A 15,371-nucleotide genomic window follows, 5' to 3' on the forward strand; every position below is an offset into this window, starting at 1 on the left:
ATTATGGAAGAAAACAAACAGGAGTTTAAGAAGTCATTGGGCCTATTGGATGCAACCATGTTGGTGGCCGGTAGTATGATTGGATCCGGTATTTTCATTGTTTCGTCAGATATCGCCAGGAATACAGGTTCTGCAGGATGGCTGATGATCGTGTGGGCGATATCTGGGTTTATGACTTTGGCAGCAGCAATTAGTTATGGGGAGTTGAGCTCGATGTTTCCAAAAGCTGGAGGGCAATATGTTTATCTGAAAGAAGCTTATGGCCCATTGGTCAGCTTTACATTTGGTTGGACTTTTTTTGCTGTGATCCAGACCGCTACCATTGCTGCGGTTGGAGTTGCATTTGCAAAGTTTACAGCCTATTTGTTCCCAAGCTTGGACGAGGATGTCTATTTGCTGACCATCGGGACCTATCATATTTCATCGGCACAGGTGCTGGCTATCGGCGTAATACTTTTACTGACCTTTATCAATACCCTAGGCGTACAGAACGGGAAAGTCGTGCAGACAACATTGACCCTCATCAAAATCTTGAGTTTGGTCTTGGCCGTCTTGTTTGGGTTTGCAGCCTTTGATCTAGAAGTATGGAATCACAATTGGAATAGTGCCGATACCTGGAACCTGAGCCGCTTAGCCGTGGAGGGAACTAAATCTGATTATACCTTTCTAGCAGGATTAGGAGCTATTTCAGCAGGTTTGGTTGGTGCTTTGTTCAGCAGTGACTCCTGGCACTCTTCATCTGCAGTTGCTGGTGAGATTAAAAACCCGCAAAGGAATATAGGTTTGAGCTTAGCATTAGGGACCATTATCGTCACGGTAATTTACCTATTGACCAACTTAATGTATACTGGGGTCCTTCAAATGGAGGAAATGGCAAGTGCTCCTAAGGATAGGGTAGCGATGGTTGCCGCCCAAGAGATATTTGGTCCGATCGGAATCACGGTCCTTGCTATTATGATTATGGTAAGTACGTTTGGTTGTAATAATGGTCTGATCATGGCCGGTGCCAGGATCTATTATTCCATGGCAAAGGATGGTTTATTCTTTAAAAAGACAAAAGAGCTTAACAAACATGCAGTGCCTAGCTATGCGCTTTGGCTGCAAGGGATTATCGCTTGTCTATGGTGCCTGACAGGAAAATATGGTGATCTCTTGGATATGATCACCTGTGTAGTGGTTATTTTCTATGTCCTTTGCATCATCGGGATTTTTATTCTTAGAAAAAACAGACCTGATTTACCAAGACCATACAAAGCTTTGGGATATCCCATAATCCCCGCAATTTATATTCTATTGGGAGTATCCTTTATATTGTTACTTGTCTTTTACAAACCACAGTTTACTTGGCCGGGAATAATTATTACATTATTAGGCATACCGATTTATTTTATTGTAAAGTCTAAAAAATCGTCACTATGAAATTGAGAATTACTGCTTTTTTGCTGTTTATCCTTCATGTTTCCAGCTATGCACAGGGAACCTTGGAAGATTATAAAAGAGCAAAAGAGGTTCGAAATAATTTTGGAAAGATCTATAATATCCCTCAGCAGATCACTTGGGCTGAAGATGGAGGGTCTTTTGTCTACAAACTGAAACAGAAGGACAACAAAAGCATCCTGGTTTTGTTTGATGCACAGACAAAGAGCAAAAAAATCATTGATCTTGTAGCCGTATCCGAGCAGATGTCCAAGGTACTTTCAGAAACTGTCCCCCTAAACAACAGTTATTTTGTGGGATTAAAACCGATCAACAACAATGAGATCGAATTCACGGAAAAGAAAAAAGTTTGGCGTTGGAATGTTGTGGAGAATAAACTTTCTATTCAAAAGGAATTGGATGACGCCAATAGAAGTTCTGGATACTGGGGGCAAAAATGGGACGATAGCAAAGGAGATCCTGTTGAATCACCAGATCAGGTTTATCTAGCCTATATCAAAAACAACAATGTCTATGTCAGGAAGAAAACAGATCTAAAGAGTGAAAAGCAAATGACTTTCGATGGAAGTCCAGGGCTCTATTACTCTGCCAGAATCGATTGGTCTCCTGATTCGAAAAAGCTGAGTACCACAAAAGTCAGGAAAGCTGAAGTCCGGCAATTGACCTTGTTAGAGTCATCGCCTACGGATCAATTGCAACCAAAATTGCAGTATAGAGATTATGCAAAGCCTGGGGATGCCCTTTCGCAATATTACCCTGTCATAGTAAATGTTGAAACAGCACAGGTTGTGGAAGTAGATCCTAAGCAAGTTGAAAATCAGTTTTCGCTGTACAACATCCGTTGGAGACCAGATAATAATGCCATTACCTTTGAATACAACCAACGCGGACACCAACGCTATGACGTATTGGAACTGAATGCTGTAAATGGTCAAACAAAACCGATCATTTCAGAAACCAGCAAAACCTTTATTGACTATAGTGGCAAGAAATACAGAAAAGACCTAGAAAAGACCAATGAAATCGTGTGGACTTCCGAGCGTGATGGCTGGAACCATCTATATTTAATTGATGCCGAAACTGGCAAAGTGAAGAACCAGATTACCAAAGGGGATTGGGTCGTTCGGAAAGTGATCAATGTCAATGAAACTGACCGCAAAATCATATTCGAGGGCAGTGGTGGAAATAAAAATGAAGATCCATATTTAGTACGGTATTATTCAATTGGTTTAGATGGTAATGGATTAAAAGAGCTGAGCCCTGAACTGGCTAACCATCAAGGATATTTTAACAAAGATTTCTCTAAGTTCATTGATGTCTATTCCTTGGTAAATCAAGCTCCCAAAGCAGTATTGCGAGATGCAAAAACAGGCAAGGTTGAACTGGACCTGGAATCCGCTGATCTATCCGACCTGACCGCTAGCGGTTGGAAAGCACCTGAAGTGTTTTCAACAGCAGGTAGAGATGGTAAGACCGATATCTGGGGTGTCATTATCAGGCCGAATAACTTTGATTCCAATAAAAAATACCCAATTATAGAATACATCTACGCTGGTCCACATAGCTCCTTTGTTCCTAAATCATTTACCCCTGGCTTGTCTGGCATGTATGAATTGGCGGAGTTAGGGTTTATTGTGGTTCAGATAGATGGAATGGGAACTTCAAACCGTTCCAAAGCCTTTCATGATGTAGCTTGGAAGAATCTGAAAGACGCTGGTTTTCCAGATCGGATTGCTTGGATGAAAGCTGCTGCCCAGAAATATCCATACATGGATATCGATAAGGTGGGTATCTATGGCACCTCAGCGGGAGGGCAGTCCTCAACTGGCGCTGTATTGTTCCATCCTGAATTTTATAAAGTTGCGGTTTCTTCCTGCGGCTGTCATGATAACCGTATGGACAAAATTTGGTGGAATGAACAATGGATGGGCTGGCCAATCGGTCCGCAATATGCAGAATGTTCGAATATAGAAAATGCCTATCGCCTTGAAGGAAAGTTGATGTTGATTGTCGGTGAACTCGATGACAACGTAGATCCTGCTTCCACCTATCAGTTGGTCAACCAGTTGATCAAAAATGGCAAGGAACATGAATTGATCATGGTGCCGGGGATGGGGCATTCTTCGGGTGGTGATTATGGCGAAAAGAAAAGGAGAGACTTCTTCGTGAAGAATCTACTCGGAGTGGAACCTCCTGCTTGGAACTTATATTTATAATATTTAATCTCAAATAATTTATAAAAACAGAAAGAAATGATGAGAACGATTGACAATGAAACAATAGATCAAGTATTGAATTATGATAAGATGTTAGAGGCATTATATAAGATCTTTATTTCCAAATTTACTATGCCGGTTCGACATCATCATTTTTATAACACCCCTGATTCTGCAGAAAACGCATTGATCCTGATGCCTGCATGGACTGACAAATATTTAGGCTGCAAGCAAGTGATTGTGGCACCGAAAAACGCTGAGCAACATCTGCCAGCCATTCATGCCTTATATACCTTGTTCAATGCTGAAACAGGTATGCCCTTGGCGCAGATGGATGCTACTAAGTTAACTTCTGTGAGGACGGCCTGTGCCTCAGCTTTGGCAGCTAAATACCTCGCTAGGGAAGATGTCGAAAACTTACTGATCATCGGAAGTGGTAGTGTCGCAGCTCATCTGGCCCAAGCCCATTCGGCCGTAAGGAATTACAAGCACATAGAAGTTTGGGCTAGAAATTCTGCTAAAGCTCAGTCCTTGGTAAATGGTTTAAATGAACAAGGATTTACAAATGTGAGCTTGGCAAACAATCTCCAAGAAGCAATACAAAAGGCTGACGTTATTTCCAGTGCAACGCTTACAAAGGAACCAATTATCAAAGGAGCATGGTTAAAACCTGGCGTTCATCTGGATTTAATTGGCTCCCACACCCCGAAGACCAGAGAAGCTGACGATGAGGTCATCCGGAAAAGCTCAATTTATGTGGATTCCAGAGAAGGTGCTCTCCATGAAACCGGAGAATTGGCCATTCCAATCGCTTCAGGGATCTTGGATCCTCTTGAGGTGAAAGCTGATCTGGTTGAACTATGTAAAGCAAATAAATCAGCAAGAAAGGATGATGATGAAATCACCATGTTTAAATCTGCTGGATTAGCCATTGAAGATCTGGCAGCGGCATTAATGGTTTATGAAGCTGTTGCTGAATAAATATTGCACATAAAATAAATCTAAAATAAAGTCTCAAAGGTCGCTAAAATTTTAGCGACCTTTTTGTTTAGCGAGCGATCTAAGTTTTCCCCTTTATTTCTCTTTTGATTAGATTATTTCATTTGGTCAATGATATGTTGATTATCTAATTGACTGATTGGTAGGTTAATGTTGATTTGTTGTTAATAATTCTAATTAGGGTTAAAAATTGATAAACACTTGCTAAAATATGCCTCATGTTGAAGAGCATTCCTTATTATCTTCGGAATAATTGTCTAAATAACATTTAACCATTATGAAGAAACCAAATATTATGCTCGTCATCCTATTTTCCTGTATACAGGTTTTATTTGCTCAAAATAAAATCCAGTTAAACGGGGAAGTAGTCAATACGACAGGGGAGAAATTATCGGGAGTGACAATTTCTCTAAGCAACTCCAACCAAAAGTTCATGACCGATGAAAATGGTTCATTTTCTTTCGAATATGTTCCAGGAACGGAGTTAACAATTAATTCCTTAGGATTTGCCACACAGCAAGTCACCATGACAAATCAAACCACTTTGAGAATCGTGTTGATAGAATCTGAGGAAAACCTTGAACAGATTGTCGTGGTAGGATATGGTACTCAAAGGAAAGGGGAGACGACCGGGTCAGTGGCCAGTGTCAAATCCGAAAGTTTTAACCAAGGTGCCGTAAAGGATGCAGGTCAATTAATCCAAGGTAAAGTTGCAGGTTTGAGAATTACGACTCCGAGCGGTGATCCCAACGGCTCTACCCAAATCAACTTAAGAGGTTTGAACTCAATCCAAGGTGCGGTAAATCCTCTTGTTATTATTGATGGGGTACCAGGCGACTTTAATTCGGTTGCCCCGGAAGATATTGAGTCGGTGGATGTCATGAAAGATGGCTCTGCGGCAGCTATTTATGGTACGCGAGCTACAGGAGGTGTTATTTTTATTACGACGAAACAAAACCGTTCCACCGATGGCAGAACGACCATCGAATATAACAATTATGCATCTCTTCAAACCTTATTTAGGGTCCCTGAACTGATGAATGCCGATGATTATAGAAGGTTAATCGGAGAAGGACAAAATTACACTGATTTGGGGCACAGTACCAATTGGGTAGATGAAGTGACTCAAAACCCTTTCTCCCACAATCACAACCTTTCTTTATTTGGAGGCAATTCTAGAACCAATTTCACAGGAACCGTCAATTTTCGTGATTGGAACGGTGTATTGTTGAAAAGTGGTCAACAGCGGTTAAATGCCAGAGCAGATTTAAACCATGAAATGTTTGATGGAAAACTAAGGAGCAGAATCCAGATTATCAGCAACAGCATCAAAGCTTTGCAAGGCGGAAGTTCTGCATATATGTGGAGGCAAGCATTAATTAGAAACCCAACAGACAGGATCTACAACGATGAAGGCAAATGGCAAGAGAACAACGCCTATATGTACGACAATCCATTGGGGATGATCAACGAAACGGTCAATGACCGAATATTCAGAGAAACGAGAATGAATGGATCCTTGGATTACCGGCCTATTGAATCTTTGAGCTTCAAAGCCATGTTTTCTAGGGTTCAGGATAATGATTTAACCGGTACATCAACATCATTTGATCATGTTAATACCACTAAAAATAACCTGAATGGTACTGCTAGCCGATTTACCCAAGCGGGTGTGGAAAATCTAATGGAATTGACCGGAAATTTCAACAAATCTTTTGGAGACCATCACTTCGCAGTTCTGGGTGGGTACAGTTGGCAACGTAATACTTTCGAAAACTTCAGTGCCTATAATTATAATTTCCCAACAGATCAATACAGCTATAATTCCTTGGAATCTGGTATGGCATTAAAAGAAGGCTTGGCGACCATGGATAGCTATAAACAAGAATCAACTTTGGTTGGCTTTTTTGGAAGGTTGACCTATAACTACAAAGAGAAATACATGGCTATGTTGAGTTTGAGGAGAGAAGGATCCAGCACATTTGGAGAAAACAACAAATGGGGTAATTTTCCAGCAGTTTCCATAGGATGGGACATCGCAAAAGAAGATTTCTTGCTGGATCAACCTGCTATAAACCAACTAAAACTGAGAGCTGGATATGGGGTGACCGGAACCATTGCAGGTTCTCCATACAACTCGCAGATCAGCTATAATTATACCTTCGATCAAGGAGCCTATATCAATGGGAAATGGGTTCCTGGATTCGTGCCTGCCCGTAACTTCAACCCAGACTTGAGATGGGAAAGGAAAAATGAATTCAATGTCGGCTTAGACTACAGTTTGGCGAACAACCGGATTTACGGTTCCTTGGATTATTACAACAGAAGGGTAAAAGACCTATTGTACTGGTTTGAAGTACCTGTGCCTCCGTATTTGACTTCGACCATGTTTATCAATGCTGGCGAAATGAGCAACAGTGGATTCGAGGCTTTGGTAAATGCTGATGTGTTGAACAAAGAAGGAGGGGTGAAATGGAAAACGGGCGTTGTCTTTTCTACCAATAAAAATAAATTGATCAACCTATCCAATGACAGATTTGGAGTAACCCAAGAGTTTTTTGATGCTGGCTATACTGGAGAACCCATTCAAACCTTTACACACCGTGTAGAAGTAGGGCGGAGCATAGGTGATTTCTATGTATGGAAAACTGTAGGCTTAGATGACGATGGGAAATGGTTGGTGGAATCCCAAAATGGGGAAATCATTCCAATCCAAGATGCAAGTGTGGAAGATAGACAATACTACGGAAACGGAATCCCAGATTTCAATTTAGGATGGAACAACAATTTTCAATACAAAAACATTGATCTAACCATAAACTGGAGAGGTGCATTCGGACATCAGATTCTTAATATGCCTAGAATGTATTATGAAAATCCTGTAAACAAAGCATACAATGTTTTGAAAACCGCATACGATCCGATCGATGGTAAGTTATTGAACAATGATTTAGTGTATGTGTCCCACTACATTGAGGATGCAGATTATTTCAAACTCGATAACCTAACCTTGGGCTATACCTTCAGACCACAATTGATCAAAGGTATCAGTAACCTTCGGATCTATGTTTCCGGTTTGAATCTAGTCACATTTACCAAATACAAAGGTTTAGATCCTGAGGCTACAAGTTATGAAGGAGAATTTCAGTTTGCACCGGGAATTGAGCACAGGGACCGATATCCAACTACGCGGACCTATACCATCGGATTGAATGTTAAATTCTAAGATTACCATGAATCACATTCAGAATTTGTATCAATTAAACTAAATCAAAATGAAGAATTTAAAATTAAAAAACATATTGCTACTCAGTGGTTTATTCGGTTCGATCATGACATTCAATGCCTGTACCGATTTAAATGAGGAAGTGTACTCTGAGGTTTTAGGAAGCACCGTGGACCCCAAGGAAAGAGATTTGCCCTTTATTGTGGCACCTACCTATAGTTCCTTCAGGTCCTTGATGTTTGGCTGGCAGGGTTATTTCGACCTTCAGGAGGAAAGTGCCGACCATATCATCACTCCAGTCCGACCAAACGGATGGGATGATGGTGGAACTTACAGAAGGATGCACCAACACATGTGGACCACCGAACAATGGCAACCCTATAATACTTGGAATCAAGCCTACGCAACCATTACCAAAGTAAATATGGTGATCATGCAGATTGAAGATGGCCTGTTGGCATTACCAGAAGAAACTGGAAAAGATGCCATTGCAGAATTGCGGGCCACTCGTGCATTAGCCTACTATCTTTTGTTGGACAATCACGGAAATGTGCCAATTGTGACTGATTATCGAGATGATAGCCTACCTCAACAAAAGACGAGAAAGGAATTGTATGATTTTGTGATCAAGGAACTGGAAGAAGTCATTCCTATGCTTTCTGAAGAGGTCAGTTCGATGTATGGCCGAATCAATGTTTGGGCTGCAAAGACCTTATTGGCCAAGATCTATCTAAATGCAGAGGTTTATGTCGGAGTAGCGCAATGGGATAAGGTCATCAAAGAAACTAATGATATTATTGCGAGCAACCAATATAGGCTAGATGATGATTACAAGAATGTATTTTCTCCTACCAATCAGAACTCTCCTGAAATAATATTTTCCGTTCCATATGATGAAGTCTATGGATTTGGAAATCAAATTCACATGAAAACCTTAGATCCATTGAGCCGACTAGTTTATGGCATGGCTGCAGGACCTTGGGGTGGAAATTGTGCTGTTCCGCAGTTTATTGACTCCTATGACAAGGATGATACTAGGTTAGTGGATACTTGGATTCAGGGACCTCAATTGAATGTCAGCACGGGCGCTGAGGTCATCAACTATGTAAAACAAGTTCCTGGAATTGGAGGCGATGGAACCGTGGCTGCCTCAAATGCAGGCTATAGGATCGGGAAATATGCGATTAAACAGGGTGCTACCAATAATTTGGATAATGATTATCCAATGTTTCGCTATGCCGATGTCTTGATGATGAAGGCAGAAGCTTTGCTTAGGACCAATAAAGCCAATGAAGCAGCTGTTTTGGTGAGCCAAGTTCGAGCTAGGTCCTTTAAGGATAATCCTGCTAAAGCCCAGGTTACCGGTGCCCAATTAATGTTGGGTAGTAATTATAATTACGGCTGGCAAGAAAAGAACAATACGGTTTCTGGAGCGAATGGAGGTGCTGATGTGAAGTATGGAAGATTCTTAGATGAACTGGGCTGGGAATTCGCCGCTGAAGCTAGACGGAGACAAGATATTATCCGTTTTGGCGTATTTCAGTCAAAATCATGGTTTAACCATAAACCTCATACAAATGCACAGTCAAGAACCCTTTTCCCAATTCCAAATGCAGAGATTACCAAGAATCCAAATCTTAAGCAAAATCCTGGTTATTAGTTAAAGTTAAATATAAGTTCGGCCCATCTCATTCCATTGAGATGGGTTTTTTATTGATTCTGGTCATCTGTTTATCCATTTCCTTAGCACGAATTCATTTCCTGTTAAAAAATGTCAAAAAACCGGTCCTTTGCCCTTAAAAACCATCCTAATTTTCTATTTTATGAGAACATCGAAAAAGAAGAACTATGAAATGTCCAAATTGTAATGAAATATTATTGATGACAGAACGCCATCAGGTCGAGATAGATTATTGTCCGAGCTGCCGGGGTGTATGGTTGGATAAAGGCGAGTTAGATAAGCTAATGGAATATGCCTCAACTCAAACACAAGCTCCAGATCCTCGACAAAACCAAGGCTATGATCGTCAAAACTCCTATCAGCAGGATTATCGTGAAGAGTATCGAGATCATCGAGACGATCGATATGAACGCGATCAACGAGACCATCGGGACTATAGAGGACAAAACCAAAAATATCCTCGAAAGAAGAAATCCTTTTTATCTGACTTTTTTGATTTTGATTAAGGCTGAAAAGGAAAAAAAAATCTTTAAGGCAGTCGTTTTGGATAGACAACACGGCTGCCTTTTCTTATTAAGAATACCCTGTTAGCCTATATTTTAGGCTAAATCTCTGCTTAGTTCCTTAGCTGTATCAATTCCCCCTTGATACAAAAAAGGATACTCTAGCGTATGTAAGAATCTGTTTTTTAACTCCTCATTTTCAATTATCAGGGTATTTTGGCTCTTCGAGCACTTCACCAATAATCGCTCCTCATCCCTCATGATGGAGAAGGAATAAAACTCATTACTTTCAGTTCTTACAGCATGATACAAGGTCCAAACCTGGTTAATGTTAGATAGCTTAACATTTTGGTTTAGCCAAACGTTAAAGTCTGTGGTTTCCATGATGTTAGTGTGATGGGGCGAATGTAATTATTAATTCGATTCATCCATTACGGTTTCCCGTATTCTCACATCTATTTTACAATAATTACCGATTATGAATACCAGTTTTTGTTTTTGTTGTTGATTGTCGATAAAATAATCTTTAAAAAACCCCGTAATTTTCAATAAGATTTATTTTGTAACTTAAACCTTTTCAAAAACACCTATACCTACCAATATGAAAATTATTTACCTCCTAGTTTTTATTCTTCTTATGGCTATTGGTTCCCATGCCCAAGAGAAGTTAGTGCCTTTGGGAGACCCATTCATTATGCTGCACCAAGGAACCTATTATGCCTATGGTACCAATGCTGCAGATGGCATTCAAGTCTACACCTCTAATGATCTTAAGGAATGGTCTTTAGAGCCTGACCTTGCCCTTAAATCTGCTGACTCCTGGGGAGGTAAGTGGTTTTGGGCTCCTGAAGTATACTATATCAAGGAAAAGAAGAAATTTTTCATGTATTATTCTGCGAATGAACATATCTGTGTCGCAAGTTCCGATTCGCTGATTGGACCCTTTGTCCAAGAGATGAAGGCTCCCATGCTGCCAAATGAAAAAGCAATTGACAATTCACTTTTCATCGATTCCGATGGAAAACCTTATTTATATTTCGATCGCTTCAATGATGGTCTGAACATTTGGGTCGCCAAGCTCCAAGATGACCTGATAACCATTGATACCAATGGTATGAAACCCTGTATCCATGTATCCCAAGATTGGGAGACGGTATGGCCAAGGGTAAATGAAGGCTCATTTGTAATACAGCATAAAGGTCTTTATTACATGACCTATTCTGCCAATAGTTATGAAAGTCAACATTACGGAATCGGTTTTGCAACCTCCAAATCCGCCGAAGGACCTTGGACTAAGTATGATAAAAATCCCATCTTCCAGATGCCTGAAGATTTAGTAGGTGTAGGACATAGTGCGATGTTTCGGGATAAAGAAGGGAAATTACGGATTGTGTTCCATGCTCATCATTCCAAAGAAAAGATTCATCCACGGGCAATGTACATTGCAACCGTTGATTTTAGCAAGGATGAGTTACCGATAATGCAGATTAAGGGAAAGATCCTGCGTCCTAAGCTAAAATAGAGGATCATATCAATTAGGATATAGAAAATCTTATTAAAGGCAGATAAGTATGCTTTCAGCCTATTGAAACTCTTTATTCTTGGTAAATATAAACGGTAACTGGGTATTTACTATAAAGCTTATAATCAAAATTATAATCTTTCAACGCCAAAAAATCTATTAATTCTTGGCTTGCCTTGGATTCTCCTTTTAGTATGATGGGATCCAAAAATTCATCGTATAAGAAAATGTAGGAAAGAACAATTTTCTGTTCAGACAAACTAGGTTTTTCCTTGCTTGCCTTGACCTCTTGATTCTGGGGGTCAATGGAAAAGTAATCGACTCTGTTCACATCAAAATCAAAGGTTTTTGCGTTTAAGAAATCTTCTTTATATAATGTGTCGGTTTCAAAATATTCAGTTACAAGATAACCCGATTCCATAGTGGGATGCCATTTTCTTAATTTTTTAAGGTCTATCAAATCGGCAAGATTATTCTTGTTCATAAAAATCATTTCTCCCGATGATTTTATCTTGAACTGGATTTTTTGGCCCCAGTCGTACTGGTCTAATTTGCTGCTATCAATGTTTTCCTTCATCATAGCAAAAATTATTTTTCTAAAGTCATTAATTCCACTTGGGTAACTGGCTGGAATCTCATAACGTGTCCACTCATTTATTTGTTCAGAGCCATATTTTGCATAAACCTTATCTCTAATTGAATCCTTGAAAAAATGATAGGAGTATCGATAGTTTTTTTCAAGTTCAGGTTTTATAGAATCAATACTTGTTTTAATCCCCAATTTATAAGCCTGAATATTTTGTGAAACAGAAACTTCGTATGATTTATTAGAATCCGTATGGATTACAATATATGCAGTACTGTCAGGCTTTAGGCCCTTTGATATCAAATTTTCAAACTCCGCTTGTAGTCTTCCTCCTGATTTCCGATCCTGCGAAAAAAACTGGCTCATGCTAAGAATGAAGGCAATCATTAAAATATGCTTCATTATAAAACTCTATTATTTGTAATAAACATAAACACGACCAGGAAAGTGGGGGAGAAAACTAGGATGTTCCATCCCTTTAGATTTTATGAAATTTATTAGTTCGGTAGCATTTTTTGTAGTTCCTTTAATTAAGTGAGGTTCAAAGAAACCCTTTGCACTTACAAAGGATATAATAGTTTGATAATTTCCTTCTTTAATCAAAGCATCACTTATTATTATAGGATAACCTTTAAAGGAAGGGTACAAAACATCATAACTATAAAGCTCAATTCTATATTGATTCTCAAAAAGGAACTTCACTTTATTTATCGGTTCAGATGTGAAATATTGTGGAACAGGACGGCCGTATTTAATAGCAGGTTGCCATTTCTTGATTTTAGTACTATCAACAAGGTCAATAAGATTATTATCCTCTATAAATTTCAACTTGCCACTTTTGTCAACCATGAAAGAAATAGCTTTGTTCCAATCGTAATTATCAATTTGATCCTTGTTCAGATTAGCCGATATCTCAGTATGCAAAACTTTTAGAAAGGCATTGATACCCCCAGGATAGGAGGCTGGAATATCATAAACTCCAAAGGTACCGGCTTCATTGATCTCATAATTTGAAAATGTAGTATCACTGATAGAATCCCTAAAGAAATATAATTCATATAATTTATTTTTGGCTAATGAATCTTTTTTGGATTGCATAATCAATTTTACCTGTTGGCTGTCCACTAAATTTCTACCATTATTTTGGTAGAATTGAACTTCATTTAAACTGTCCAGCCTAAAGATCAGCATATGCTTTCTATCTTTTTCAAGAACCTGATGGACAATTGGATTTAATTCACGCTCCAGATTTTCCATGAAGGAATGGCTTTGCGAAAAGCATACACAGGTCAGGAAATTTAAGATAATAAAGGTTATTGCTTTCATAATTAAATGATGCAAAACGATGGTCGATTGCATATTATTTTGGCAAAATCTTTTAATAATCCTTATCTTCTCACTAATCTAAATTCAAAATCAAATAAATAATCGATCTACCGAAAACATGTTTAGTAAAAAGACACTGACCATTCTATTCTTATTAATTGCTTTTAGCTCAGCATATGCACAGCAAAAACCTAATATTATCATCTTTATGGTCGATGATATGGGCTGGCAGGACACATCATATCCTTTTGCCGATCAGGCAACCGAATTTAATAAAAGTTATCATACGCCAAATATGGAACGGCTAGCCAAGGAAGGGCTAGCATTCACCGATGCTTATAGTACGCCAGTCTGCACACCAACTCGTGTTAGCCTGATTACCGGTATGAATGCCAGTCGACATCATGTGACCAATTGGACGGCTCCTTTTAAGGACAATCCTACAGGAAACCAAGATGAACAAATGGAAGAGCCTGAATGGAACCATAATGGAATGAGCCCCATTCCAAATGCCCACACGATCTATGCTGATGCATTGCCACAGATCTTAAAGGACAACGGTTATTTCACTATACAAGCGGGAAAGGCCCATTGGGGATCAGCTGGAACGCCTGGTTCTAACCCATATTCCTTAGGTTTTACGGTCAATATCGCAGGAACATCTACCGGTAGACCTGCCAGTTATTGGGGTGAAGAAAATTTTGGACGCACCGGCAAGGATTACCATGGAATAGAGAATTTGCAAGAGTATTTTGGCGAGGATATCAACCTGACAGTAGCCTTAACCCGCGAAGCGCTCAAGAGTTTGGATTATCCGATCCAGCATAAAACTCCATTTTTTCTCAATCTCTGTCACTATGCCCTGCATGACCCCTTAATGGAAGACCGTCGTTATTTTCAGAAATACTTAGATCAAGGCTTATCTCAGAACGAAGCCAAATACGCTTCCATGATTGAGAGCATGGACAAAAGCCTTGGCGATGTCATGGACTTCTTAGAACAACATAAAATCAATGACAATACCTATATTATCTTTATTTCAGATAATGGCGGATTGAGTACCGTACCTCCTCGAGATGGAATTGCACATACCCATAATAAGCCATTACGCTCGGGCAAGGGATCTATTTACGAAGGCGGAATACGAGTTCCTTTAATCATAAAGGGCATAAATAAAGATGTAAAAAATAAGCGTTCTGGAGTTCCAGTAATAGTAGAGGATATCTTTCCAACCGTTTTAGAGATGGCTCAGGTCAAGAAAGTGCAGACCGTACAGCAAGTTGATGGTATCAGTAATTTAGCCCTTCTAAAAAATCCGTCTACAACCCGAGCTGACCGTGCCTTGATTTTCCATATTCCCAATAAATGGACAAAATCAGATGGCGATGGATTTAATTATCGTTCGGCAATCCGAAAAGGAAAATATAAGCTGGTTTGGTCTTTACGAAATGATAGTTTTGAATTGTTTGATCTTGAGCAGGACCTAGGCGAACAGCATAATATTATCCAGCAAAATGGAATGAATAAGATCGCAGAAGAATTAAAGGCTGAGCTCAAGGCTACCCTAGAAAAAAATAAGGCTCCTATGCCTAAAAAGAAGGGGTAATTATGAAGCAAAAACGGAGTTCGATTTATCGAACTCCGTTTTTGTATATCATAAAATAATTTTGCCCTTTTAGGGCAGTAGGACGTAAAAAAGCTATATTTTCATCGTCATCCTGACGCAGGAAGGATCTCGGAACTATACAAACTGTTATGTATTGGCGTACAGTTCCTAAATCTTCGATTTAGGATGACAAAATCTAGTGTAGAAAACCGTACAGATTCTTCATTCATCGTTCAGAATTGGAAATTTCCTGAGAGGGATTCAGAGCG

At 39.4% G+C, this 15,371-nt stretch carries 11 protein-coding genes; 8 read left to right on the forward strand and 3 right to left on the reverse strand.

The features are described 5' to 3' along the window. The first annotated feature begins 3 nt into the window (after positions 1-3). The 6 genes from NLF99_RS12015 to NLF99_RS12040 all read left to right on the forward strand — a co-directional run bounded on the left by NLF99_RS12015 (position 4) and on the right by NLF99_RS12040 (position 10,065). Positions 4-1,419, forward strand: a complete 1,416-nt coding sequence (locus tag NLF99_RS12015; protein WP_254528462.1) for an APC family permease — start codon at positions 4-6, stop codon at positions 1,417-1,419. Further along, entirely contained in the window at positions 1,416-3,653 is a 2,238-nt protein-coding gene (locus NLF99_RS12020) for a S9 family peptidase (protein WP_254528464.1), read from the forward strand. The genes NLF99_RS12015 and NLF99_RS12020 overlap by 4 nt, the downstream gene beginning before the upstream one ends. A 36-nt stretch (positions 3,654-3,689) precedes the next feature. After that, positions 3,690-4,634, forward strand: a complete 945-nt coding sequence (locus NLF99_RS12025; protein ID WP_254528466.1) for an ornithine cyclodeaminase family protein — start codon at positions 3,690-3,692, stop codon at positions 4,632-4,634. Positions 4,635-4,929: 295 nt separating this feature from the next. Further along, positions 4,930-7,878, forward strand: coding sequence for a SusC/RagA family TonB-linked outer membrane protein (locus NLF99_RS12030; protein ID WP_254528473.1), 2,949 nt, complete (start codon positions 4,930-4,932; stop codon positions 7,876-7,878). Between the two features lie 49 nt (positions 7,879-7,927). Beyond that, a complete protein-coding gene (locus tag NLF99_RS12035; protein ID WP_254528481.1) occupies positions 7,928-9,538 on the forward strand; it encodes a RagB/SusD family nutrient uptake outer membrane protein in 1,611 nt (536 codons plus the stop codon). A 188-nt stretch (positions 9,539-9,726) separates the two neighbouring features. Then, entirely contained in the window at positions 9,727-10,065 is a 339-nt protein-coding gene (locus NLF99_RS12040) for a zf-TFIIB domain-containing protein (RefSeq protein WP_185217158.1), read from the forward strand. Between the two features lie 93 nt (positions 10,066-10,158). Here the strand turns inward: NLF99_RS12040 and NLF99_RS12045 are convergent, their stop codons facing one another. Next, on the reverse strand, positions 10,159-10,446 hold the full coding sequence (locus NLF99_RS12045; protein ID WP_254528483.1) for a hypothetical protein: 288 nt from the start codon (positions 10,444-10,446) through the stop codon (positions 10,159-10,161). 217 nt (positions 10,447-10,663) lie between these two features. Between NLF99_RS12045 and NLF99_RS12050 the strand changes: the two genes are divergently transcribed. Further along, on the forward strand, positions 10,664-11,584 hold the full coding sequence (locus tag NLF99_RS12050) for a glycoside hydrolase family 43 protein (protein ID WP_254528485.1): 921 nt from the start codon (positions 10,664-10,666) through the stop codon (positions 11,582-11,584). 73 nt (positions 11,585-11,657) lie between these two features. Here NLF99_RS12050 and NLF99_RS12055 read toward each other — a convergent pair whose 3' ends face one another. Beyond that, positions 11,658-12,572, reverse strand: coding sequence for a hypothetical protein (locus NLF99_RS12055; RefSeq protein WP_254528487.1), 915 nt, complete (start codon positions 12,570-12,572; stop codon positions 11,658-11,660). A 12-nt stretch (positions 12,573-12,584) separates the two neighbouring features. Further along, positions 12,585-13,496 (reverse strand): hypothetical protein, encoded by a 912-nt coding sequence (locus NLF99_RS12060; RefSeq protein WP_254528489.1) that lies wholly within the window; start codon positions 13,494-13,496, stop codon positions 12,585-12,587. Between the two features lie 118 nt (positions 13,497-13,614). Here NLF99_RS12060 and NLF99_RS12065 point away from each other — a divergent pair, with 118 nt between their 5' ends. Next, positions 13,615-15,102, forward strand: a complete 1,488-nt coding sequence (locus NLF99_RS12065; RefSeq protein WP_254528491.1) for a sulfatase — start codon at positions 13,615-13,617, stop codon at positions 15,100-15,102. The last annotated feature ends 269 nt before the right edge of the window (positions 15,103-15,371 follow it).

Source organism: Sphingobacterium sp. LZ11T8 (genome assembly GCF_024261425.1).
Lineage (GTDB): Bacteria > Bacteroidota > Bacteroidia > Sphingobacteriales > Sphingobacteriaceae > Sphingobacterium.

Coding starts and splice junctions, on each gene's coding strand:
- NLF99_RS12040 (WP_185217158.1), top strand. CDS start 9,727: ATGAAATGTCCAAATTGTAATGAAATATTATTGATGACAGAACGCCAT.
- NLF99_RS12030 (WP_254528473.1), top strand. CDS start 4,930: ATGAAGAAACCAAATATTATGCTCGTCATCCTATTTTCCTGTATACAG.
- NLF99_RS12055 (WP_254528487.1), bottom strand. CDS start 12,572: ATGAAGCATATTTTAATGATTGCCTTCATTCTTAGCATGAGCCAGTTT.
- NLF99_RS12015 (WP_254528462.1), top strand. CDS start 4: ATGGAAGAAAACAAACAGGAGTTTAAGAAGTCATTGGGCCTATTGGAT.
- NLF99_RS12035 (WP_254528481.1), top strand. CDS start 7,928: ATGAAGAATTTAAAATTAAAAAACATATTGCTACTCAGTGGTTTATTC.
- NLF99_RS12060 (WP_254528489.1), bottom strand. CDS start 13,496: ATGAAAGCAATAACCTTTATTATCTTAAATTTCCTGACCTGTGTATGC.
- NLF99_RS12050 (WP_254528485.1), top strand. CDS start 10,664: ATGAAAATTATTTACCTCCTAGTTTTTATTCTTCTTATGGCTATTGGT.
- NLF99_RS12025 (WP_254528466.1), top strand. CDS start 3,690: ATGATGAGAACGATTGACAATGAAACAATAGATCAAGTATTGAATTAT.
- NLF99_RS12020 (WP_254528464.1), top strand. CDS start 1,416: ATGAAATTGAGAATTACTGCTTTTTTGCTGTTTATCCTTCATGTTTCC.
- NLF99_RS12045 (WP_254528483.1), bottom strand. CDS start 10,446: ATGGAAACCACAGACTTTAACGTTTGGCTAAACCAAAATGTTAAGCTA.
- NLF99_RS12065 (WP_254528491.1), top strand. CDS start 13,615: ATGTTTAGTAAAAAGACACTGACCATTCTATTCTTATTAATTGCTTTT.